The sequence below is a fragment of the Methanothermobacter sp. genome, assembly GCF_030055425.1.
Taxonomy (GTDB): Archaea; Methanobacteriota; Methanobacteria; order Methanobacteriales; family Methanothermobacteraceae; genus Methanothermobacter.
In genome coordinates, this window is sequence record NZ_JASFYE010000001.1 from 21,364 (window position 1) to 42,605 (window position 21,242).

The following is a 21,242-nucleotide window of genomic DNA, read 5'->3' on the forward strand; positions in this document are numbered from 1 at the left end:
GTGTTTATCTCCAGAGGAAAATATACTTTTGCAGAAATTTATCAGAAAAGACCCTAACTGTTATCATGGTGAAAAAATGACAGAGTTCAGTGAATGGTTCCACAATATTTTAGAGGAAGCTGAGATTATAGATCAGAGGTATCCGGTCAAGGGTATGCATGTATGGATGCCCCATGGATTCAGGATAAGGAAAAACACCCTCAATATCCTGAAGAGGATACTTGACAGGGACCATGAGGAGGTTCTCTTCCCGCTTCTTGTACCTGAGGATGAACTGGCAAAGGAGGCCATACACGTAAAGGGCTTCGAGGACGAAGTTTACTGGGTTACACATGGGGGCCTCAGCAAGCTACAGAGGAAACTGGCCCTCAGGCCCACAAGTGAAACCGTCATGTACCCCATGTTCGCACTCTGGGTCAGGTCACACACGGATCTACCCATGAGGTTCTACCAGATAGTTAACACCTTCAGGTATGAGACAAAACATACAAGGCCTCTGATAAGGGTACGTGAGATAACAACCTTCAAGGAGGCCCACACAATACATGCAACCGCCGAGGAGGCAGAGGAACAGGTTGAAAGGGCCATAGAGATCTACAGGGAATTCTTTGACTCCCTGGGAATCCCATACCTCATAACAAAGAGGCCCCCGTGGGACAAATTCCCTGGCTCAGACTACACGATGGCCTTTGACACCCTCATGCCCGACGGCAAAACCCTCCAGATAGGAACCGTCCACAACCTCGGGCAGACCTTTGCAAGGACCTTCGAGATAAAATTTGAAAACCCCGAGGGTGAGCATGAGTACGTCCACCAGACCTGTTACGGCTTATCAGACAGGGTCATAGCCTCGGTTATAGCTGTCCATGGGGATGAATCAGGTCTATGTCTACCCCCCGAGGTTGCAGCCCACCAGGTGGTTATAGTGCCTGTTATCTTCAAGAAGGCCGCTGATGAGGTCATGGAGACCTGCAGGGACCTCAGGGATAGGCTTGAGGATGCAGGTTTCAGGGTGCACCTTGATGACCGTGACCTCCGGGCAGGGAGGAAGTACTATGAATGGGAGATGCGCGGCGTCCCCCTGAGGGTTGAGATAGGGCCAAGGGACCTTGAAAATAATTCCGCGGTCATCTCCAGGCGGGACACCGGTGAGAAGATAACAGCAGACCTTGACGGTATCCAGGACACCCTCAGGGATCTCATGGCTGACATTCTCGAAAACCTTAGGAGAAGGGCCTGGGAGAGGATGGAATCAGAGATCCGTGAGGCAGGGACCATAGAGGAGGCCAGGAACATAATAGAGGAGAAAATGGGCATAATATCCTTCATGTGGTGCGGTGATGAGGAGTGCGGCATGGATGTTGAGGAGAAGGTCCGGGTGGATATCCTTGGGATACAGGAGGGTGGAAGCGGTAAATGCATGAACTGTGGTAGAGACGCCCCCTACAGGGCATACCTTGCCAGAACCTACTAGATGGGAGATTGGATGAACGCAAGAATCCTTCTTGTCATCAGCCTGATATTCATCTTCGCATTTCTGAGCGGAGGGATAGGCTACATCACACTGGGAGGTCCCGACCTTGCATCGGCCGTCAGCGATGGTAGTGCAGAGGTGATACAGAAGGGGAGCGCCGGTGACGTTCCGAATACTGTGGAAATAAGGAACACAGGAAATAAACCTGTACGGGTTGACAGCGGCACCCTCCTGGCCTCAAATACCTCGGGTGACCTTGTAATTGCCACAGGAACCCATGTGAGTCCCGGCTCTGCAGAGGATGTTCCCGCGTACTCGGTAGAACCCGAGGAGAGGACATTACAGGGGGTTAAACTGGAACCCGCCGGTAAAGCCCCGGCGCTCATGGTGGAGGTCCTCTCATCATCGAACCCCGCGGATCCGGCTGAGGCGTTCACCACACAGCTCAAGCTCTGGGTGCTTGCAAGGGGCGATGAACTCAACATATACCGTGGAGAGGTTTACGCCATGGTTAAAAAGAGGGATATGCGGTTCTACCAGCTGAGGGAGAACATCACAGCGGTGAGGTCAGGGCTCATGGATGAGTACGGGCTCACCGAGGAACAGCTCTCAGAGCTTAACATCACCAGCCCGATCCTCAACCAGACAGAAAGTCCCTTTAAACTGTTCTCGGTACTTGATGCCCTGAAGAACCAGATCGGAGCAAGACAATGAAGACCTGCGCCATAATACCGGTTTCAAGGTTTGCACATGCAAAGACGCGGCTATCCCCCACACTTTCACCATCAGAACGGGAGGGTCTGCTCAGGGCCATGCTGATGGATGTTTCAGAGGCCCTCAGGAGACACGTTGACCGTGTGCTGGTTATCAGTGCAGATGCAGATGTCCTTGAATACGCATACAGCCTTGGAGTCGATATACTTGAGGAGAAGGGCCGGAAGGACCTCAACGGTGCCCTTGAACAGGCTGCCGAGTTCTGCATACCAGAATTTGAGAGGGTCATGATAACACCCTCAGACATACCCCTCATAGGGAAAACCGATATCACTGAACTCCTCCACAGGGCATCCCACTTTGATGTTGTTATAGCCCCTGCCAAGGGTGGGGGGACCAACACCCTGATATTCAGGCCGGGGTCCATGAGGTTGAGGTTCGGTGACTGCAGCTTCTTTGAGCATGTGAGTGAAGCTGAGAGTAGGGGTCTCAGCGTCTCCGTGTATGACTCATTCTACCTTTCACTGGATGTTAACACAGCAGAGGACCTCGGGGAGATAATACTCCATGGAGAGGGGACCCATGCAAGGGAGTACCTCAGAAAGCTCAGTTTCACTGTGAGGCCCTCAAGGGGTTCTGACAGGCTTGAGGTTTCAAGATCATTCTAGGTGAGACCATGATGGCACTTTCAATCGCTGGTTTTGATCCATCAGGTGGGGCAGGGATCCTAGCCGATATCAAGACATTCTCTGCCCTTGGAGTTTACGGTGCAGGGGTTATAACCGCACTCACTGCCCAGAACGTGGGGAGGGTTTCGGGTGTAATGGCCGTGCCCCCCGAATTTGTCGCCGAGCAGATCGACCTTGTGATGGAGGACCTGGATATAGTGCACGCCAAGACCGGTATGCTCTACAGTGAGGAGATAGTGCTGACCGTTGCAGAGAAGATCAGGGAGTATGAACTGGAGGTTGTGGTGGACCCTGTGATGGTGGCGGCCTCAGGAGGCAGCCTATCTGCAGGTGGTTTTTCTGATGCGCTTAAAGATCATCTGCTCCCTGAGGCACTTATAGCAACACCCAATGTTGCAGAGGCAGAGAGGCTCTCAGGGGTCTCCATAAGGACCCTGGATGATGCGGTGAGGGCCGCGGTGGTCCTGGGTGAAATCTGCGATGTTATAATAACAGGAGGCCACCTGGGCGGTAATAATGTGATCTGCATTGACGGTGACGTGTCTGTGCTTGAGGGTGAACTGGTAGAGAGCAGGAACACCCATGGAAGCGGCTGCTCATTCTCAGCTGCAACCACCGCATACCTTGAGGCGGGTCTTGAACTGGCTGATGCCCTGAGAAAGGCCGGGGACTTTGTAAGGGAGGCCATAAGGCACGGGCACCACGGCACCCTAAACCAGTTCTGGATGTACGGTGAAAGGGTTAGTGCTGAAGACCTGAAGGACTGATTCAGAAAAGTTTCATATTTTATTTCTATTACAAAAGCTGTAGAAGCTACCTGTTTATCTCCAGAAAGGCAGCAGCATATCATTCCAGATACCGTCACTCTTTTTCATGGAAAAACTGAAAAATTTCACCTTCTTATTCATCAAAGTACTGATTCATCCCTCAAAAAATTATTTACTCAGAAGTAATTTACCTGAGTAAACTAAATTTATTCAGTTCAGTGAACCGGAATAAGTCAATAGGTCATGGAACCGGGATGAGAAGGGTGGGGTGAGAATCAGAAGAAAAAAACCCTGATCTAAACAGGAAATAATTAGAGCAGCTCATCCCTGAGGTCAATGGTATCCTCGAGGGATGGACCCGTGGATATTATGGTGACTGGCACCCCAGTTTCGGATTCTATTTCCTCTATGAAACGTTTCACTTCGGCTGAGAGGTCAGAGTACTCCCTGACACGTTCACATTGAGGGTAGAGTCTGTCGACACAGGTAACAGCGATCTGTGTTGCCCCGTTAATCATGCAGGATTCCCTGGCCATCTCCATGTCAAACAGGCCAATCCTCCTTCTTCTCCCTGTGACTGTCCCGTACTCCTCAAGGCCGAGCTCTTCTGCCTCCTCCTGGCTGATCTCAGTCGGGAAGGGGCCCTCACCAACCCTTGTGATGTATGATTTGAAGACCGCTATGACCTCATCAACCCTTGTGGGTCCAATACCCACATCGGCCGCGGCTGTGCTTGCGGTGGTGTCCTTGCTTGTAACATAGGGGTATGTGCCGTAGTAGAGTGAAAGGCCGAACCCCTGGGATCCCTCCACAAAGACGTCCTCCCCCTCATCAAGGGCCTCGTTGACCTCCAGGGGGACGTCTGTAAGGAAATCCTCCAGTTCACTCACCTCACGCGCAAGTTTCGCTGTCCTCATGACGCGGTCTGCATTGGCGGGTCCGCATCCTGTACCCGTGCTCCCTATCTTCTTGGAGAGGTAACTGGATGACTGGTCCTGCTCCTTGTGCTTCTTCTCTATTATGGCGCACCTGTAGTCGACACCTGTCCTCTCTGCCACACTGTACTTTGAGAGGTACTCCATTTCATGGAGGAAGACCTCAGGGTCAACCAGGACCCCGGCACCTATGAGGAGCCTTGCATCCTCATGGAAGAAACCTGAGGGTGTGAGGCGGAGCCCGTACTTATCACCCCTGAATTCCACTGAATGGCCCGCGTTGGGTCCCACCCCTGCCCTTGCTATTATTGATGGCTTGTCATTGTAACATAGATAGGTTATGCATTTACCTTTACCTTCGTCACCCCATCCTCCTCCAACTAAAACGGTGCACGTCATACTGATTCTCCTTAAAATTTCTGCCTCTCATATATTAAGGGGTATGCAATAAAAGTTTTTCCCAAAGTGCCACTGGGTTACTCATGCCTTCTTTCTTATTATCCTCTCAAAGAGCATGGGGGTGAATCTCCTCTGGAGTGCTATGAGCACATGCTGCTGGAGGGCCTCCTCCATGGTTTCAAGGGTCAATCTGTCCTCACCCTTCCTTATCCTCACGGCCTGGGCTATCTGGGCTATATCCCTTGCATGGGCAAAGGTTGGCTGGAGGCCCTCGCCTCCCTCGGTCATCGGCCTGTAGACCCTTGCAAATCTTTCAAGGACCTCGGGGTCGTATTCTTCCCCCATTGATTCAAGGTTGCGCCTGAAGACCTCCACTATCTCATCCACACTGGGTTTTTCAAGGTGTACATGCAGCGGCGCCCTCCTGAGGTGGGCCTCGTCCATTATTGTTATGTCAAGGTTGGTTGAGAAGGCGGGTATGAAGTGGGTGTGGACGACTATTGGGGACCCCTTAACGTAGATCATGTCCTTCTTGTTCTCCAGTGGGACGATCAGGCGGTTCAGGAGGGCGTTGTGGTCCTCCTTCTGCCTTCCAAGGTCGTCAATTAGCAGCACTCCACCATTGGCCTTTATTATGGGTGATGTCTCATATACTCCCTTGTTGGGGTCAAATCTGGTTTCAAGTTTCTCACTTGTAAGTTCGGACCCTGTGAAGACAAATGGGGCGTATATCTTAACCCATCTCGGGTCCTCTGGCTGTTCAGGGCATGCACGGTGGAAGTCAGGGTCATAGAACTGTATGACCTGTTCACTGAACTCCACATACCTTGGTATGAGCAGCGGGGGCAGAAGGTCTGACATTTTGCTTGTTATGAAGGTTTTACCTGTACCCGGCGGCCCGTAGATGAATAATCCCTTACCACCTATTGCTGCCTCGATGAGTGTCTTCTTTGCGCTTTCATTTCCCACCACGTCACTGAAGGCCTTATCTATGACCTCCTGGGGGATCATTATCGGGAATCTCCCCTCAAGCTGCCTGCCCATTATTTCAAAGTAGCTGTCATAGCTTACAGGTGCCATCCCCATGTAGGGGTTCTCCCTGAGGAGTTTATCAGCCTGTTTCCTCCCCTGTTTCTTGATGGTGTAGGTTACACTGGGGAAGAGGAAGCCCCCGCCTGTGGGGGCGCAGAGCTCATCCTTCTCCATCTCCTTGAGGCACTCCTCGAGTATGTCCACATGGAGACCGGTTATCTCATGTATCCTGTTAACCTGTATGCTACCATAGGTTGCTATGATCTTCAGAAGGAGGTTTTTTATGAAGTTAACTGAGAGGTCTATCTCATCCAGTGACTTTGGCTGTTTGAGCAGCTCAAAGAGTTCCTGCATTTTTTCATCATGGTAGTAATCCATTCAACCACTCCTCACCTAAGAATCTGTCTCTCTGATAATATAATAGGTTGGGTAACTTAAGCTTTGGCCATCAGTGAATCTGCCGCCGTACATTATGAGGAGCGGTTATGATTGTACCACTGCAGTTATGTCTCGCGTGAAGAGGAATGCCTCAAAAAAGGAGCTTGTGAACGTTTCACACCTGAGTCATTGCGCTTCAAATACAATTTCAATCGATGCGTGCCCGTTCACACACATATGAATTTCAGTTCATCGTCCAGTTCAATGTTTATCATATCCCTGTTGAGGTAGATCTCCTGGAGGATATCATCTTCCATGTGGAGGACGTATATGTCAGGCTCGATCTTTTCCATGAAGTCCTCAAATGTGTTATCTGCGAATTCTGTGAGTTTATCAACCACCGACCCCATCACATTCACCGTGAACTCGTATTCGGCTTCAAGGGGGTCCACGAATTCAAACACCATGTCCACGTCCAGCCAGCCAGGTTCCTGGAATGCCCTGGAGATTACAATGAAATACTCCTTATCAACTGAGATTGAGTCCCTCAGGTAGTCCCTCTTCTTTTCATAGATCCACCACATGAATGATCTGTGCGGCTCATGGTACCTCTCCTCTATGGCCTCCCTTACGAAACGGTCCATTAGTTCAGGGAGTTTCTCAAGGAAGACCGCCTCATAGAGTGTGTTGAAGACGATTATATACTCATCACGGAACCATATCTCCTCTATATGCCTGAGGTACCTCTCCATGATTGTCTGCTTTTTCTCATTATCCAGTTCAGCCAGTCTCAGAAACATCCCAAGCCTCCTTTAATTTTTGTGATGGGACCTCCCCACCCACCTGTGTGCTGCATAACCCCCATAATAAAGGTGAAAAAGTAAATAATTCCCATATATAAGTTTTTTGGTGGATTCAAGCTAATCATGGAACATCAGATGGAACACAGATTAACTGCGTTAAACTTACCTATTACGAAGATGACGGTTCTGTAAAAATTTTTACCCCAAAGTTATATAGTAGGGATAGAAGGTGCCAAGTGATTAAGATGCCAGAAAGAAAACACCGACCCCATATCAGAGAGGAGAAACTGGATAACATCAGAGGGAATATGAAAATTGTACGTGTAAACTGCGGGGCAGAGAACCCAAAGGACAGTAACTTCTGTTCAGGGTGCGGGAGAAACCTCAAGAGGAAAATCTGCGTCCGATGCAGTACCGAAAATGCCGATGATGCGGTATACTGCAGAAGATGCGGCATGAAACTTGAGGGTGACGTCCCGGAAGGTTACAGCACACTCCCCTGCAGGAACATGGAGGGACTCACAGCACCTGAATTCATAGTTATACTCCTATTCTCACCCCTAGCAGGTTTGATAGGATTCCTCATATGGTACGGTGAAAAGCCAAGGAAGGCACGGCAGTCCCTCTCCATAGCCCTGGTGATGTTCCTCTTTGCCATGATCATATTCCTTTTCTAGGGGCAATCCAAATCATTTTTTTATCCTAAAGGACACCCTCCATTTCAAGGAGCCTCCTCTTAAGATCACTGCCCCCCTGGTAACCCCCAGGGCTCCCATCGCTTCTTATAACCCTGTGACATGGGATGATAAGTGGAAAGGGGTTACCTGCCAGTGCCCCTGCCACGCTCCTTGGACCTCCACCTGCAGACTCTGCGACCTCGGCATAAGAGAGCGTGGAGCCCCTTGGAATGTCAGATACCACAAGGAGGACCCTCCTCTGGTATTCTGTGCATACCCCCCAGTCAAGTATCGAGAGGTCAAAGCGGACGTCCGCACCATCAAGGAACCTCCATATGGAACCTGTGAGTTCCGCCATGAACCCAGATTCCTGGCCACTGGAGGTACCATTATCCCCCTCAGATGCAAAGAAGATCCTCTGAACCCTGCCATCTCCACATAAAATAGCAACACATGCAAGTGGATGCCTCAGAATATACATACACTTAAATGTTCTGCTGTTAGTAATGTATTAATATGGGGGTGTTCTATGGACAGAAGCCTCAAGATATTCATCGCGGCCATGATCATTCTTTCGGTTATATCACAGTTTTCAGTCTTCAAAAATGACATTGTATCCCTGATAACAGTAATAACAAACCTTGCAGCGTTTTTGGGGCTTATATACGCCAGCATCTACGCCAGAAAGGTCTATCCCCACCTATACCTCACCCTGATACTTTTATCCGCTGGCCAGTTCTTTTCATTCCTCGGTGACCTTACCTGGTTCATACTTGAGAGCATACTCCTCCAGAGCCCATTCCCCTCAACTGCAGACGTATTTTACCTGATATACTATCCCCTATTCGCAGCCGGAATCTTCAGTATACCTGTAAGGAGGTATTCCGACCTCAGATCAATCACAGATCTCATGATAATCCTTATAGCATCCCTATCGGCGGCCTGGGTCTTCCTTGTTAAGCCAACAGTTCTTGCAGGAGGGGATCTCCTGGAGGTCGCTGTCTCAACACTCTACACCATCGGTGACCTCATCATAATTTTCATGCTCATGGATCTGATCATAAACAAGCTTGGCAAATTCCGCTCAAAAACACTTCATATATTCCTCATGAGCGTCATCGTTCTTATCATTGCGGATATATCATTCGTCTACCAGAACCTTCTCGGATCTTTGTCTGGAGGTCTGCAGGACCTCCTCTGGCCTCTGAGTTACCTGTTACTCCTGGTTGCGGTGGACGAGTTCTTCAGGGAGGACTGGTCAAAAGCAGTCTATGTTGAGAGAAAGCTCTCAATTATCACACACCTACCCCACATATTTATAGTGCTCTTCTACCTTTTAACAGTATACAGCATCCTTGAAATTGGTGTTTATCACTCTAATGAACTCATCCTATCCCTTGGGGTGATCATAGTACTCTTTGTCTTAAGACAGCACCTCTCCATGAGGGAAAACCTCACCCTTCTAAATGAGGTTGAGAATGAAAGGAAACGGACTGAGAATTACCTTGAGGTGGCAGGCTCCCTCATAATGGTGCTGGACGCCAGGAACCGGGTGAAACTCATAAACAGGAGGGGTCTTGAAATCCTTGAATGTGAACGTGGGGAAGTTGAGGGTAAAAACTGGTTCATGGTCTTCGTACCTCCTGAGGACCGTGAGTGGCGTGAGGAACTCTACAACAGCAAGATCAGTTCAGGTGAGTATGGTTACCACCTGACAGGAAATATAATAACCTGTAATGGTAAGAAAAAGACCGTTGCATGGCATGTCAGGTTTCTGAGGGAAAATGGTGAGTTCACCGGGAGCATAATTTCAGGTGAGGATATAACAGAGATTCAGAAGGCCAGAAAAGCCCTTGAGATGAGTGAGAAGAGATACCGGGAGATATTCGAACTGGCGCCGAGTCCAATAATCTCACTGGGAGAGGACCTCACCATAAGGGACTGTAACAACCGGGCGGAATCCGTTCTGGGCTACCAGAAGGAGGATCTTGAGGGAAGAAACCTCAGAGAACTCATACACCCGGAGGATTCAGAGGAAGAGGTTGAGGGAAGCCGGCGCCTCCTCAAAGCCGATGGTGAAATCATATATGCAAACCTCAAGCTTACACATGTTGGAGATGAACTCATCCTCATAGTGGAGGACCAGACCGATATAATCAGGTCCCTCAGGGAGAAGGAGCTACTGCTCCGGGAGATACACCACCGTGTCAAGAACAACCTCCAGATAATCTCAAGCCTCCTCAGCATACAGGAGCGCAAGGTGGAATCAGAGGAACTCTCAAGGGTCCTCCGGGAGAGCCGTGACCGTATAAGGTCCATTGCCCTTGTCCACGAGCACCTCTACCGCTCAACAGACCTCACAAACATAAGGATAAGGGACTACCTCATGAACCTTATCTCAAAGATAAGCCAGGGGCAGGTGGAGAAGGGCTCTATCATGATCGAGACAGATATAGAGGACCTTGAATTCAACCTTGAGACAAGCCTCCCTGTTGGACTCATAGTAAATGAACTCGTCACCAATTCACTGGAACACTCCGGTGCAGAGAACATCAAAGTGGAGTTAAGGGACCTCAATGGATGCTTTGAACTCGTGGTCTCAGATGATGGGAGGGGAGTTGAGTCCCCAGAGGTGCTTGAGGGATCAGGTAATATGGGATGGTACCTTGTAAGGGCCCTTTCAGACCAGCTTGACGCCGACATGAACATTGAAACAGGAGATGGTTTAACCGTCACCCTCAGGTTCAGGGAACTGGGATACACAGAAAGATACTGATACAGTAAAGAAACGATTAAAACTCCACACAGAAAAGGGGTATCATGAAGTTTCGAATAACAGACAGGATTCCATCAGCCACCCCCGATATGCCCACGGCTGATGTCCTCAGAAATGTAGGGGAAAAGGTTGGGGAATATGACAGCATAGACTACGTCTACATCCTTGAGGATGGTAAACTTCTGGGTGTCGCATCCATAAGGGAATTATTGTCCGCCGATGGAAAACTCGGTGACATTATGAAGAGGGATATTATATCATTAACCCCTGAAGATGACCCGTTTGATATACCCTACCTGGCACTTTCACATGGAATTAAGGCCATACCCGTGGTTGACCATGAGGGCAGATTCAGGGGTGTGGTGACCCATGATGAGATCATAAGGATACTGAAGATGGAGGCCGACCGGGACATCCTGCACTTCGGGGGAGTATTCCACAGGGTCATCGACCAGGACCCCGGGGCACTGAACATGGTGAGGTCAAGGGTACCCTGGCTGGTGGTGGGGGTCATAGGCGGTACCATAACAGCAGCCCTCATAGGGAGCTTTGAGGACCTCCTATCAGAGTTCATAGCACTGGCATCATTCATACCCATAATGGTTTACATGAGTGACGCCGTCGGAACCCAGTCAGAGGCCCTTATAATACGTAAGATCGCTGTGGACCCATCAATGAGACCCCTACTCTATATCAGAAGGGAGGTTATGGTGGCAGCAGGGATAGGGGCTCTCTCATCTGCCTTCGCCGGTTTGATGGCGGGTCTTACAAGGATGAACCCTTCACTGGGGTTGATCGTTTTCATATCAATGTTTTTCAGTGTTCTTGCAGCTGTTTTCATTTCCACCGCATCCCCCCTGGTATTCCGGAGGCTCGGCTTCGACCCGGCGGTTGCAACAGGTCCCCTTGCAACCATACTCAGTGACTTCACAACAACACTGATATACCTGAGTGTTGCATCATCACTCCTCTAACTAGTAGGGTGTCGAAGGTGGAGGAGTTATGCCAGCATCATCACTTCTGTAACAGGAGGCCTTTCATGGATCATGAAGAGAAAATTGAAGAACTGAAGTTTGAGATAAAGGAGAAGGATAAAAGGATAAGGGAACTTGAACTGAAGCTCGCTGAGTGCAGGGGACGTGTTGATGAGCTGAGGTCCGAGAAGTCAGAACTGCAGGAGGAGGTCAACAGGCTCCAAGTCATGAAGCTTGACCTCAAGCTCAGGAACATCCAGGAACTCGAGGATGAGAACAACCGCCTCAAGCACAGGATAGAGATAACCAAGGGCCTCCTCGACGATGCCCGGGAAAGAATTGAGGTTCTTGAGGGCGTTGTGGACGAGTTTCTGAATCAGGGTTTAACCGGGAGGTTGAGGGGCAGGGAACCTGAAGGTCTCATCTACTACAGAAAGAGGTTTGGGGACTGAAAAACGGCCGATAAGGATTGAAAATCATTCAACCATTAAATGCGCCTTCATTAATTTTTTTCATAATTTCAATGAAAAGATGTATATCCACCATGCAACATAATCTATACATCAGATGTTAGGAGTGATCAATAATGGAACCATATGGTGGAGGAGATGGCCGCGTAAGGTGGGTGACACCGGCGTGGCTCATGGAGAACCTTGAGGACGTTGCAGTAATCGACTGCCAGCCCAACATCCACGACTACATACTTGAGCACATACCAGGGGCAGTGTACCTAAACGAGGGCCTTTTCAGGGAGCCCCGTGGTATTGCACCCGCAATGTACATCCCTAAGGACGCCGCAGAATCGATATTCAGACAGGCAGGTGTTGAAAACAAGCCAACCGTTGTATACACCGCCACCGGCGGAGTCAAGGGATGGGGTGACGGACTTGAGCAGACAATGGTTGCCTACAGCCTTGCAAGGTTCGGACATGAAGAGGTCCTTGTACTGAACGGGGGACTTGCAGAGTGGAAGAAAGCCGGGGGAGAGGTGACAAAGGTCTTCCCTGAGGTGGAGGAATCAGATTTTACTGTTAAAGAGCAGGAGGACTTCTACATAGAGTACCCTGAGTTCAAAACTATAAAGGACGATGATGACGTCCTGGTACTTGATGCAAGACCCCCTGAGGTCTATGAGGGTCAGGGACCCTGGATAAAACCCGGGCACATCCCCGGTGCGGTTAACCTCCCATGGGCCAGCCTCATGGACGATGAAAACAAAACACTTCTGAAACCAGAGGATGAAATAAGGGAAATAGTGGAGTCTGTGGGGGCAACACCCGATAAGAAGATCATCTGCAGCTGTGGAACCGGAAGGGAGGCCACCAACGAGTTCCTGCTTTTCAAGTGGTACCTTGGATACCCTGATGTGAGGATATATGAGGGTTCATTCACCGAGTGGACCCAGATAGAGGACAACCCAACGGTAACGGGCCCCAACCCATACTGAAACCCTCAAATTCCTTTTTTTTGTTTTAAGTGAAGTCTGTTTTAAGCTCTGATCCTGCAAAGAGGAGCACCGCCAGGGCTGCGGATACATTGAGTATCATTAGGAACACTCCCCCTGCGATGGTTGACTGGACAGGGAAGAGGAAGTAGGAGAGGTTACCTGTTGTGTGGATTATCATGGCAGCCAGTATGCTCCCTGTTGAGTTGTAAACCCAGGTGTATATCACCGAGGCAGATATTATGAGGATCATGAAGCTCCAGAAGGGTACCTGTGACTGTATACTGCCCTGTATAAAGAACAGGGGTATGTGCCAGAGGCCCCAGATGATCCCAATTATTATTGCCGCATAGATGGGGGAGTGACTCTCCTGGAGCCTTGGAAGTGCATACCCCCTCCACCCGAATTCCTCCTGCAGGGGACCTCCAAGGAAGAATATGTAGAGGAACACCATGGGGACAAGCAGAGGGTTGGAGGTCCAGTAGAGGAAGGGCTGTGGGTCACCCCAGAGGACACCCAGGTAAAGTGAAAGAGCCGTGATAGCCGGGAAGAGGAGGAGGATTATGGCCCACCAGATCCTCGGGAAATCACGTTTAATTCCCTTCTTCAGAAATGCGACAAGCTCATCCCGCCCCCCGTACCTGTAGGTCAGGATAATTGCAGCAAGGGTCGGCCCAAAGGCTGCAGGGTTATAGGGGCTTCTGAGAAAGGACTGAATGGGTTCAGGGAATGTGAAGCCATTTGAGATCATTGCAACCGGTATCCAGAGTATCCATGAAAACAGAAAGGCTACCATTAAAAAGTCCGATATACGCTCACTCTTCAATGCAATCTCCTCCTGCACTTAAAATGTCATCCATTAACAGAACAGGGTATCTCAGATCATCCTCAATAACGATACACATTATAGGTTCCACTGAGACGGCATTTATAGTTTTTCCGGTTAAAGCAAAGGTTAACCTGAATACAGGTACAATAACCCTTCCACCCACGTTCAGGGCCTCAGCCGAATACGTGAAATCAACAATCTTCATTGAACACCACCACACGAAATTTCTGGAAACCAACAAAGCAATCAAAAATCCGCATAAATCTCACAAGTTCATTATAATTCCCTGAGTCCCATAACAAGGTCCCTGAATGGCTTCCTAAGGAGAAGCATGGTAAAAACCAGGACAGGTTTCAGTGGCCTGATGCTCATTTCAAGTTCCATTTTTCCGTTTATATCCCTGCTGAGGAAATCAGGTACCGCATTTATTTCAATGTTCCTTAAGGAGGATGTCAGTGCTGAAATGGTCCATAGGTAACCTGTAATGATTGCTGTGTCAGATGCATCACCGGTTCCCACCGAAACTCTTATCCCGAGCCTCCTTATGGTTATGGAGGATATCATTGCCCTTAACAGGTCCATTAGGTACCTTCTTGCCATCCAGATCCTTCTGAAAATCCTTTTCATGGCTGCAGGCTCCACTGCCCCCCCATCCCCCCTCTTAATTCCCCCATTAAAGCTTCTGGTTAAAATTCTAACCCTCCAGAGATTGACCCCTATTCTGAAGTCAGTTCTCCCCCCATCCCTGACAACCCTCAGGATAACAGTATACCTTAATATAAGGGCCAGTAAAAAGGCTGCAAGTGAAAATGAGATGATTATGAGGAGAATCTTCATGGGCTATCTCATTCTTCGCTCTCAGTTTCAGGTTCCCTCTTATCTGAAATCTCCCGTATTATATCTGTAACGGTGGATCCAAGTTCCTGTATGATCCTCCCGGTGCTCCCTGATCTGAGGTCAATCACCCTAACACCCTCCGGGCCCTCAACCCCCTTAAGGAGAACTATCATGGCCACTGGTTCAGCTCCAGCAGCAGCACCTGCACCGCTTCCAGAGCCTCCCTCAGACTCAGAGGATGTTCCCTCACCCATACCGGCACCGAACCCGACACCCATCTTCATGAGTGGTATCAGAACCTTATCCTCTGTCTCGATGGCATCACCCACAAGGTTCTTCACATCCAGGAGCTTGCGGAGCTCCTCAACTGTTGTTTTAATTGGTTCTTCAATTTTCATTTTAAATCACATTACACTGTATGTATGTTCAACCATATCAGCCTTACCTAGATCAAAACACTTATATGTGCCCCGTTTACAAAATGTTAACATTGGAGACGGTAAGATGGATATAAAAATCGTTGCTTTAATTGCTGTGCTTCTCATTGCAGGTGTCTCAGCAGGTGTTTACCTCTTCACCCCAACAGGGAGCATGCATAACATGGAAGTTAAAGAAAATGAAAATTTGAGTGAGAAAAAAAACACTACACCCGGTGCGGCCAAAATCATTGCAACCCAGATCGGTCCAAAGTCTGCAAAGCCAGGTACAAATGTCACCATTAAATGCAGGATAAAGAATGAAGGTACGGGACCAGCGAAGAACGTTACGATCGCATCACAGGACTTTGAAAGGTTCTTTGAGGTTATAGGCGCAGGAAAAGAGGTGGAGTTCGAGGCACAGATCTACATACCCACCGAGGAAGAGATTAAGATTGATTTCGGGGAAGAAGCCAGACTAACAAGCCCATACTTCATAGGTGGTTTCGGCGTAACCTACACTGATCTAAGGGGAAAACACAGTTTAACTTCCAATCCAGTGGAGATACCCCTCCAGCTCTAAATTTATTTTGTAAATTCCAGTTCTCTGGGGATGCCCTCCAGATCTATTTATTTCTATAACATTATAAAATCAGGGCCAAAATTTTATTTTATAAAAAAGAAAGAACCCATCAATCATAAAAAAGGAAAAATAAATCAATCAGGTTTTTTGACAGGAATCTGAACCTCTGTGAGAAGTTCCGATTCATCCACCTCCAGTGGACTGTTGAGGTAGACCTCAGTTACCGGACCTGTAATTTCATAGCCATTTTCAATGGCATAATCTATTAAAGCATGGATGGCAGGACCCACCTCAGTGTATGGCCCCTCATGAAGCGTTGCGAGGACCCTGTGGGCAGGTAAATTCTTTATCTTAATTTTTTCAGACGGCTCCGCCTCACCTGCAATGGAGACCCCAATCTCATAGACGAGTTCATCCTCACTCACATCCTCTGGACTGTTATAGTAGGTCCCGTATACACGTCCAGTCATCTGCAGCCCATTCTCTATGACCCACTCTGCAACCTCAGCTATGTACTGGGGTATACGGTCATAGCTACCCGAACACTCCCCGTAGGCAACCCGAACCCCTTCAACCATCTTCTCAGTTATCTCCATGAAAAACCTCCCCTTGAGTTATAGTTATGCGTCAAATGATAAAAATTTATCTAAAATGTGTTACCAAAGTTCACATCCGGACAAGCACCACACCCCCAACAACCATTAACAACCCGATGGCCTTCGCCGCCGTTACCCTCTCACCCAGGAGGAAAGCCGCAACTATGAGGGTGAATATGGGGAAGGCCGCAACCACGGGTACAACTATTGATGCCTCTCCTGATTTGAGTGCATAGTAATAAAAGAGCTGTCCCAGGAGGGCTGCTGATATACCATCCAGTGCCAGGAAGAACCATCCCCTTGGACCCACATCTGAGAGAGCATCCATGCCCCCGCTGAACATCACCCATGAGAGCATGACCACTGTTATGACGGAACTTCTTATTGTAAGTGCTATTCCAGGGTTAACGCCCTCAAGCCCTATCTTGCTGAAAATTGGGGCCAGACCAAACATCAATGCTGCAAAGAGCGCGAATACCAGGTAGTTCAATACATCACCTCTGAGGATATGTAACTCAAAGATATGTTGAATTTTTCCAATAAAATAATTTTAAGGAAAAGTCTTGATGGGTAAAAACAGTACAGAATTACGGAAAAAATCAATAAGGGGATCATGACTTCATTAGAAGTCCATCATCAATATTTATCTGCTCCCCCAACAATATGTTGATGTGTGGTGTAACAATGATACTCATAGTCGGCGGAGCAGGTTATATCGGTTCACATGTCAATAAGTTCCTCTCAGAGAGGGGATATGAAACCCTCATCCTGGATAACCTTACAAAGGGGCACAGGGAAGCTGTAAGGTGGGGCAAATTCATTGAGAGTGACCTGGGCGACAGAAAACTCCTTGGGAGGATCTTCACTGAATACGATGTTGAGGCAGTGATGCACTTTGCGGCTTTCACAGATGTGGGTGAATCTGTGCAGAAACCAGGGGACTACTACAGAAACAATGTGATGAACACCATGAACCTCCTTGATTCCATGCGGGAGAATGGTGTCAGCCGGTTCATATTCTCATCAACATGTGCAGTCTACGGCAACCCGGTCGAAATCCCGATAACCGAGGAACACCCCCTCAACCCCATAAGCCCCTACGGAAGGTCCAAACTCATGGTTGAGGAGATACTGAGGGACTACGGTGATGCATATGGCCTCAGCTATGTATCACTTCGCTACTTCAACGCAGCAGGGGCCGACCCTGAAGGAGAGATCGGGGAACTCCACGACCCTGAAACACACCTCATACCCATAGTACTGGACGCCGCAATGGGTCTGAGGGACTCTGTGAGGATCTTCGGGACAGACTACCCCACACCCGACGGGACATGCATAAGGGACTACATACACGTTATGGACCTTGCAGACGCCCACTGGAGAGCCCTTGAATACCTTGAAGGTGAAAGGATTGGAGTGTTCAACCTTGGAAACGGGAACGGGTTCTCTGTGAGGGAAGTCATAGAAACCTGCAGAGAGGTTACAGGTGCCAGTATAAGGGCTGTGGAGGATGAAAGAAGACCGGGAGACCCCCCTGAACTTGTTGGAAGTTCACAGAGGGCACGTAAAATTCTTGGATGGAATCCTATTTACACCAAACTGGGGGAGATAATCAAAACCGCATGGAACTGGCATAGGACTGCAAAAAAATGATTTGATATGTCCATATAATTCTCAGGGTGATGGAGATGAAAATTACCGTAACAGGGGATGTAACAGTTGACTGGATCCAGTGGCCTGTCAGGCAGGACGCTGGGGGTTCCATGTTCAACTGGAAAACTCACCTGGGTTTCAAGAGAAGGGCACTTGAGGGTGGTGCCCTCCTCACCGCAAGGATGCTCAGGAGCCTTGTGGATGTCAACCACCCATCACTATCGTGCAGACCTGAAAAAACGGATCCTTCAGAGTTTATACACTCATTTGCAGAGTTAAAGCCCTCAGGTGACGGCTACCACGTTAAGAGATTCATGGGCTACACAGGGCCAGATGATGGTCTCCCCTCGATGCCATTCAGATTCAGGGACGAGGATGCAGATATTGTCGTCATCGATGATGCAGGAAATGGTTTCAGAGAAATGAAGGAAAAATGGCCCTCAGCCATAATTGATGGTGACCCAACCACAGTACTCAAAATGTCATCCCCCCTATTCAGTGGCAGCCTCTGGGAGCACCTCCTTGAAAGGAAGCGAGAAAACCTTATCCTCATAATAACCATGGAGGACCTCAGGGAGTACGGTGCCAATATAAGCAGGAGACTCTCCTGGGAGAGGACAGCAGAGGACTTCATGTGGCAGATGAGGAACAACCCCACACTTAAGGACATACAGGACCTCAGGATGATCGTCCGCGTTGGACTGGAGGGCGCCATATACTATGATAGGGGTGATGCCAGGTTATTCTACCACCCACAGATATTCGAGGGCAACCTCATCGAGAGGGCCCCGGGTAAAATGCAGGGGTGCGGCTGTGCATTCACAGCAGGCTTCACAGCATCACTGAGCAGGGGACTTGAAATTGATGACTCTGTGAGAAGGGGCATGGCTGCTGCCGCCGAACTTCTTTCCCTGGGGTTTTCTGAGGAGCCCGACTACCCTGTAAGTGATATATTCATTTCAGGGGGTGATTATATCGGTGCCGTTGACATACCCCACCACCCCAGGGGTCTCTGGACGATCGCTGACTCACCACCACTCTTTGATATAGAGGCCGTTTCAAGGTACATTGTGATAAATGGTTACAGGAGAAAAAAGTGTCCACTTCCTGTTGCACACTTTGGTAAACTCATAACAGCCGACCGGAGGGAAATTGAGGGTTATCAGAGCATAAGGAATCTACTGATGGAATACATGAAAAATGAGAACCCTGAAAGACCCCTCTGTATCGGAGTTTTTGGTCCGCCAGGGGCCGGCAAGTCATTTGCTGTGAGCCAGCTGGCTGCAAGTGTGGAACCTGAGAGAATAAAACCCCTGAACTTCAACATATCCCAGTTCAGGGATGAGGATGACCTCATAGACGCCTTTCATCAAATAAGGGATGTGGTGCTTGAGGGTATGGTTCCCCAGGCATTCTTTGACGAATTTGACTCACCCATGATGGGTAAAAGGCTTGGATGGATCAGGTACTTCCTGGCGCCCATGCAGGACGGGGAGTTCAGGGAGGGGGACAGCATGCACCCCCTGGGTAAATCCATACTTGTATTTGCCGGTGGGACTAGCAGCACATTCCAGGAGTTCGAGTCGCAGGACCCTGAAATTCTGAGGGAAGCCAAGGTGAGGGACTTCATAAGCAGGCTCCGGGGCTATGTGAATATCATCGGTCCCGATCCACAGCACAGGCGAGACAAATTTTTTATGCTGAGGAGGGCAATACTCTTAAGGTCCATGTTTGAGAGGAAGACCCCGCACCTCTTTGATGGGGACGGCCGCCTCAGAATCGATGATGGGGTGCTGAATGCATTCCTCAGGATCCCAGAGTACAGGCATGGTGTGAGGTCAATGGAGGCCATACTCGAGATGAGCATGTTACAGGACGTTAAGAAGTTCGAAAAGGCTTCCCTTCCATCAGCTGGGCAGCTGGACCTTCACGTTGATGGGGAACTATTCCAGAGGATGGTCATGAAGAATTAGGTGGTAACTTGGAGAGGCGAAGGATTCTCAGACCAGAGGATTACATTGACAGGATCAGGTACCTGAATCTAAGGGCCGAGGAGTATGCAGAGGCAGGGGACGTGAAAAAAACTGCCGATACACTCTTCAAAATGGGGAGAGAATACCATAAACTTCAGAAAACTGATCTCGCCCTTGAAAGTTACAGGAACGCCCTTGAACTCTACAGGGAGGAGAACGATCCGCATGAGGCTGATGTATCATTCTGCATGGGCAAGATTTATGAAAGGAAGGGTAAGCTGAAGAGGGCAGGGTGGTTCTACAACCTTGCAGCGTCAGGTTTCAGAAGGGCCAACGATCTCAAAAATGAATCAGAGGCTGTTCTACACAGTGCAAGGGTTCTTGAAAGGCTTGGAAAGCATGATGATGCCATTGATGCATATAAACGTTATAATGAGATCTGTCTAAGGAACCAGGAGAAGGTCAAGGTACTCGTTGCATATGCAAAGATGAAGGAGCTGGAGGACCAGCTCAGTGATGAGTTCCTAAGGTACAACACCTCTGTGCTCCTCCTCTACCTCTCCATCCTTGTTATTGCAGAGTACACAACAACCTTTATAAGCATGAAGCTGGGCCTTGTGATTCACACAGTCCTTCTCTTTGCCCTATTTATCCACTCATCACTCTCAAAGAAAAAGATGAAGGTTCTCCTTGCCGCCATGATGATGCTTCCCATCATAAGGATCGTGGGACTTTCAATGCCCCTCACAGTTGTAAAGCACCTCTACTGGTACATAATAATAGCAGTCCCGCTTTTTGCGTCATCGGCAGCCCTCATGAGAACCCAGAACCTCACAAGGGACGACGCAGGATTGAACTTAAGGAAGTTACGCTGGCAGGTTGCAGTTGCACTTACAGGTTTTCCAATGGGGTACATTGAATACCAGATACTCAGGCCAGAGGCCCTCATCCCCCATCTTTCAGTTCAGAATTTCATCACTGGTTTTGCTGTTATGCTCATAGGTACTGGGCTTGCTGAGGAACTCCTTTTCAGGGGTATTGTTCAGAGGAACGCCGAGGATGTTATGGGGAAGGTTCCAGGACTCCTGTATGCGTCATTGCTATTCACGGCGCTTCACGTGGGCTGGAAATCCGGTTACGACCTTATATTTGTGTTCAGTGTCGCAGTGGTCTATGGTATTGTATTCCAGAGAACAAGGAGTATCGCAGGTATAACGGTATCCCACGGGATATCAAATTCCATACTCTTCCTTGTAATGCCGTTTTTATGAGTAAAAAAACCTTAAAAAATAT

At 48.9% G+C, this 21,242-nt stretch carries 23 protein-coding genes; 13 read left to right on the forward strand and 10 right to left on the reverse strand.

The features are described from left to right. The first annotated feature begins 76 nt into the window (after positions 1 to 76). From proS to thiD, 4 genes are read left to right on the forward strand one after another with little or no spacing between them, the layout of a single operon-like run. Positions 77 to 1,474 (forward strand): proline--tRNA ligase, encoded by a 1,398-nt coding sequence (gene proS / locus QFX39_RS00135; RefSeq protein WP_300476152.1) that lies wholly within the window; start codon positions 77 to 79, stop codon positions 1,472 to 1,474. A 12-nt stretch (positions 1,475 to 1,486) separates the two neighbouring features. Beyond that, complete coding sequence (locus tag QFX39_RS00140; RefSeq protein WP_300476155.1) at positions 1,487 to 2,188, forward strand: hypothetical protein; 702 nt, start codon at positions 1,487 to 1,489, stop codon at positions 2,186 to 2,188. Further along, positions 2,185 to 2,856, forward strand: a complete 672-nt coding sequence (cofC, locus tag QFX39_RS00145; protein ID WP_300476157.1) for a 2-phospho-L-lactate guanylyltransferase — start codon at positions 2,185 to 2,187, stop codon at positions 2,854 to 2,856. Before QFX39_RS00140 ends, cofC begins: the two co-directional genes overlap by 4 nt. Before the next feature lie 8 nt (positions 2,857 to 2,864). After that, positions 2,865 to 3,644 (forward strand): bifunctional hydroxymethylpyrimidine kinase/phosphomethylpyrimidine kinase, encoded by a 780-nt coding sequence (gene thiD / locus QFX39_RS00150; RefSeq protein WP_300476159.1) that lies wholly within the window; start codon positions 2,865 to 2,867, stop codon positions 3,642 to 3,644. A 311-nt stretch (positions 3,645 to 3,955) separates the two neighbouring features. Here the strand turns inward: thiD and QFX39_RS00155 are convergent, their stop codons facing one another. From QFX39_RS00155 to QFX39_RS00165, 3 genes are all read right to left on the reverse strand, one after another. Beyond that, on the reverse strand, positions 3,956 to 4,978 hold the full coding sequence (locus tag QFX39_RS00155) for an adenylosuccinate synthetase (RefSeq protein WP_300476162.1): 1,023 nt from the start codon (positions 4,976 to 4,978) through the stop codon (positions 3,956 to 3,958). An 81-nt stretch (positions 4,979 to 5,059) separates the two neighbouring features. Next, complete coding sequence (locus QFX39_RS00160; protein ID WP_300476165.1) at positions 5,060 to 6,388, reverse strand: ATP-binding protein; 1,329 nt, start codon at positions 6,386 to 6,388, stop codon at positions 5,060 to 5,062. 227 nt (positions 6,389 to 6,615) lie between these two features. Then, positions 6,616 to 7,188 (reverse strand): hypothetical protein, encoded by a 573-nt coding sequence (locus QFX39_RS00165; protein WP_300476168.1) that lies wholly within the window; start codon positions 7,186 to 7,188, stop codon positions 6,616 to 6,618. A gap of 248 nt (positions 7,189 to 7,436) precedes the next feature. On the opposite strand from QFX39_RS00165, the gene QFX39_RS00170 reads away from it, so the two are divergent. After that, a complete protein-coding gene (locus QFX39_RS00170; protein ID WP_300476171.1) occupies positions 7,437 to 7,868 on the forward strand; it encodes a zinc ribbon domain-containing protein in 432 nt (143 codons plus the stop codon). Between the two features lie 25 nt (positions 7,869 to 7,893). Here the strand turns inward: QFX39_RS00170 and QFX39_RS00175 are convergent, their stop codons facing one another. Then, entirely contained in the window at positions 7,894 to 8,349 is a 456-nt protein-coding gene (locus tag QFX39_RS00175) for an MGMT family protein (RefSeq protein WP_300476173.1), read from the reverse strand. A gap of 48 nt (positions 8,350 to 8,397) precedes the next feature. Here QFX39_RS00175 and QFX39_RS00180 point away from each other — a divergent pair, with 48 nt between their 5' ends. From QFX39_RS00180 to QFX39_RS00195, 4 genes are all read left to right on the forward strand, one after another. After that, positions 8,398 to 10,644 (forward strand): PAS domain S-box protein, encoded by a 2,247-nt coding sequence (locus QFX39_RS00180; protein WP_300476175.1) that lies wholly within the window; start codon positions 8,398 to 8,400, stop codon positions 10,642 to 10,644. A 44-nt stretch (positions 10,645 to 10,688) separates the two neighbouring features. Further along, positions 10,689 to 11,618 (forward strand): magnesium transporter, encoded by a 930-nt coding sequence (locus tag QFX39_RS00185; RefSeq protein ID WP_300476178.1) that lies wholly within the window; start codon positions 10,689 to 10,691, stop codon positions 11,616 to 11,618. 65 nt (positions 11,619 to 11,683) lie between these two features. Next, positions 11,684 to 12,070, forward strand: coding sequence for a hypothetical protein (locus QFX39_RS00190; RefSeq protein WP_300476180.1), 387 nt, complete (start codon positions 11,684 to 11,686; stop codon positions 12,068 to 12,070). A 134-nt stretch (positions 12,071 to 12,204) separates the two neighbouring features. Beyond that, complete coding sequence (locus QFX39_RS00195) at positions 12,205 to 13,065, forward strand: sulfurtransferase (RefSeq protein ID WP_300476182.1); 861 nt, start codon at positions 12,205 to 12,207, stop codon at positions 13,063 to 13,065. 25 nt (positions 13,066 to 13,090) lie between these two features. Here QFX39_RS00195 and QFX39_RS00200 read toward each other — a convergent pair whose 3' ends face one another. The 4 genes from QFX39_RS00200 to QFX39_RS00215 all read right to left on the reverse strand — a co-directional run bounded on the left by QFX39_RS00200 (position 13,091) and on the right by QFX39_RS00215 (position 15,126). Next, positions 13,091 to 13,888: a type II CAAX endopeptidase family protein gene (locus QFX39_RS00200; RefSeq protein WP_300476184.1), complete on the reverse strand. Its 798-nt coding sequence runs from the start codon at positions 13,886 to 13,888 to the stop codon at positions 13,091 to 13,093. Beyond that, on the reverse strand, positions 13,878 to 14,096 hold the full coding sequence (locus QFX39_RS00205) for a hypothetical protein (protein ID WP_300476186.1): 219 nt from the start codon (positions 14,094 to 14,096) through the stop codon (positions 13,878 to 13,880). The genes QFX39_RS00200 and QFX39_RS00205 overlap by 11 nt, the downstream gene beginning before the upstream one ends. 71 nt (positions 14,097 to 14,167) lie before the next feature. Beyond that, positions 14,168 to 14,728 (reverse strand): DUF2953 domain-containing protein, encoded by a 561-nt coding sequence (locus QFX39_RS00210; RefSeq protein ID WP_300476188.1) that lies wholly within the window; start codon positions 14,726 to 14,728, stop codon positions 14,168 to 14,170. A gap of 8 nt (positions 14,729 to 14,736) precedes the next feature. Continuing rightward, entirely contained in the window at positions 14,737 to 15,126 is a 390-nt protein-coding gene (locus tag QFX39_RS00215) for a GerW family sporulation protein (protein WP_300476190.1), read from the reverse strand. Positions 15,127 to 15,232: 106 nt separating this feature from the next. Here QFX39_RS00215 and QFX39_RS00220 point away from each other — a divergent pair, with 106 nt between their 5' ends. Continuing rightward, a complete protein-coding gene (locus QFX39_RS00220) occupies positions 15,233 to 15,727 on the forward strand; it encodes a hypothetical protein (protein WP_300476193.1) in 495 nt (164 codons plus the stop codon). Positions 15,728 to 15,861: 134 nt separating this feature from the next. On the opposite strand, the gene QFX39_RS00225 is transcribed toward QFX39_RS00220, so the two are convergent. Together QFX39_RS00225 and QFX39_RS00230 are read right to left on the reverse strand one after the other, a co-directional pair. Next, positions 15,862 to 16,323: a GyrI-like domain-containing protein gene (locus QFX39_RS00225; RefSeq protein ID WP_300476195.1), complete on the reverse strand. Its 462-nt coding sequence runs from the start codon at positions 16,321 to 16,323 to the stop codon at positions 15,862 to 15,864. Between the two features lie 70 nt (positions 16,324 to 16,393). Then, positions 16,394 to 16,813 carry an EamA family transporter gene (locus tag QFX39_RS00230; protein ID WP_300476198.1) on the reverse strand — a complete coding sequence of 140 codons (420 nt, stop codon included), beginning with the start codon at positions 16,811 to 16,813 and terminating at the stop codon, positions 16,394 to 16,396. Between the two features lie 194 nt (positions 16,814 to 17,007). Between QFX39_RS00230 and galE the strand changes: the two genes are divergently transcribed. From galE to QFX39_RS00245, 3 genes are read left to right on the forward strand one after another with little or no spacing between them, the layout of a single operon-like run. Then, positions 17,008 to 17,976: a UDP-glucose 4-epimerase GalE gene (gene galE / locus QFX39_RS00235; protein WP_300476201.1), complete on the forward strand. Its 969-nt coding sequence runs from the start codon at positions 17,008 to 17,010 to the stop codon at positions 17,974 to 17,976. Positions 17,977 to 18,011: 35 nt separating this feature from the next. Next, complete coding sequence (locus QFX39_RS00240) at positions 18,012 to 19,949, forward strand: hypothetical protein (RefSeq protein WP_300476203.1); 1,938 nt, start codon at positions 18,012 to 18,014, stop codon at positions 19,947 to 19,949. Positions 19,950 to 19,957: 8 nt separating this feature from the next. Next, complete coding sequence (locus QFX39_RS00245) at positions 19,958 to 21,220, forward strand: CPBP family glutamic-type intramembrane protease (protein WP_300476204.1); 1,263 nt, start codon at positions 19,958 to 19,960, stop codon at positions 21,218 to 21,220. Positions 21,221 to 21,242: the final 22 nt, after the last annotated feature.

What these genes read in the sequence shown, in the direction of transcription:
- proS (WP_300476152.1), top strand. Translation starts at nt 77, where the DNA reads ATGACAGAGTTCAGTGAATGGTTCCACAATATTTTAGAGGAAGCTGAG.
- QFX39_RS00140 (WP_300476155.1), top strand. Translation starts at nt 1,487, where the DNA reads ATGAACGCAAGAATCCTTCTTGTCATCAGCCTGATATTCATCTTCGCA.
- cofC (WP_300476157.1), top strand. Translation starts at nt 2,185, where the DNA reads ATGAAGACCTGCGCCATAATACCGGTTTCAAGGTTTGCACATGCAAAG.
- thiD (WP_300476159.1), top strand. Translation starts at nt 2,865, where the DNA reads ATGATGGCACTTTCAATCGCTGGTTTTGATCCATCAGGTGGGGCAGGG.
- QFX39_RS00155 (WP_300476162.1), bottom strand. Translation starts at nt 4,978, where the DNA reads ATGACGTGCACCGTTTTAGTTGGAGGAGGATGGGGTGACGAAGGTAAA.
- QFX39_RS00160 (WP_300476165.1), bottom strand. Translation starts at nt 6,388, where the DNA reads ATGGATTACTACCATGATGAAAAAATGCAGGAACTCTTTGAGCTGCTC.
- QFX39_RS00165 (WP_300476168.1), bottom strand. Translation starts at nt 7,188, where the DNA reads ATGTTTCTGAGACTGGCTGAACTGGATAATGAGAAAAAGCAGACAATC.
- QFX39_RS00170 (WP_300476171.1), top strand. Translation starts at nt 7,437, where the DNA reads ATGCCAGAAAGAAAACACCGACCCCATATCAGAGAGGAGAAACTGGAT.
- QFX39_RS00175 (WP_300476173.1), bottom strand. Translation starts at nt 8,349, where the DNA reads ATGTATATTCTGAGGCATCCACTTGCATGTGTTGCTATTTTATGTGGA.
- QFX39_RS00180 (WP_300476175.1), top strand. Translation starts at nt 8,398, where the DNA reads ATGGACAGAAGCCTCAAGATATTCATCGCGGCCATGATCATTCTTTCG.
- QFX39_RS00185 (WP_300476178.1), top strand. Translation starts at nt 10,689, where the DNA reads ATGAAGTTTCGAATAACAGACAGGATTCCATCAGCCACCCCCGATATG.
- QFX39_RS00190 (WP_300476180.1), top strand. Translation starts at nt 11,684, where the DNA reads ATGGATCATGAAGAGAAAATTGAAGAACTGAAGTTTGAGATAAAGGAG.
- QFX39_RS00195 (WP_300476182.1), top strand. Translation starts at nt 12,205, where the DNA reads ATGGAACCATATGGTGGAGGAGATGGCCGCGTAAGGTGGGTGACACCG.
- QFX39_RS00205 (WP_300476186.1), bottom strand. Translation starts at nt 14,096, where the DNA reads ATGAAGATTGTTGATTTCACGTATTCGGCTGAGGCCCTGAACGTGGGT.
- QFX39_RS00210 (WP_300476188.1), bottom strand. Translation starts at nt 14,728, where the DNA reads ATGAAGATTCTCCTCATAATCATCTCATTTTCACTTGCAGCCTTTTTA.
- QFX39_RS00215 (WP_300476190.1), bottom strand. Translation starts at nt 15,126, where the DNA reads ATGAAAATTGAAGAACCAATTAAAACAACAGTTGAGGAGCTCCGCAAG.
- QFX39_RS00220 (WP_300476193.1), top strand. Translation starts at nt 15,233, where the DNA reads ATGGATATAAAAATCGTTGCTTTAATTGCTGTGCTTCTCATTGCAGGT.
- QFX39_RS00225 (WP_300476195.1), bottom strand. Translation starts at nt 16,323, where the DNA reads ATGGAGATAACTGAGAAGATGGTTGAAGGGGTTCGGGTTGCCTACGGG.
- galE (WP_300476201.1), top strand. Translation starts at nt 17,008, where the DNA reads ATGATACTCATAGTCGGCGGAGCAGGTTATATCGGTTCACATGTCAAT.
- QFX39_RS00240 (WP_300476203.1), top strand. Translation starts at nt 18,012, where the DNA reads ATGAAAATTACCGTAACAGGGGATGTAACAGTTGACTGGATCCAGTGG.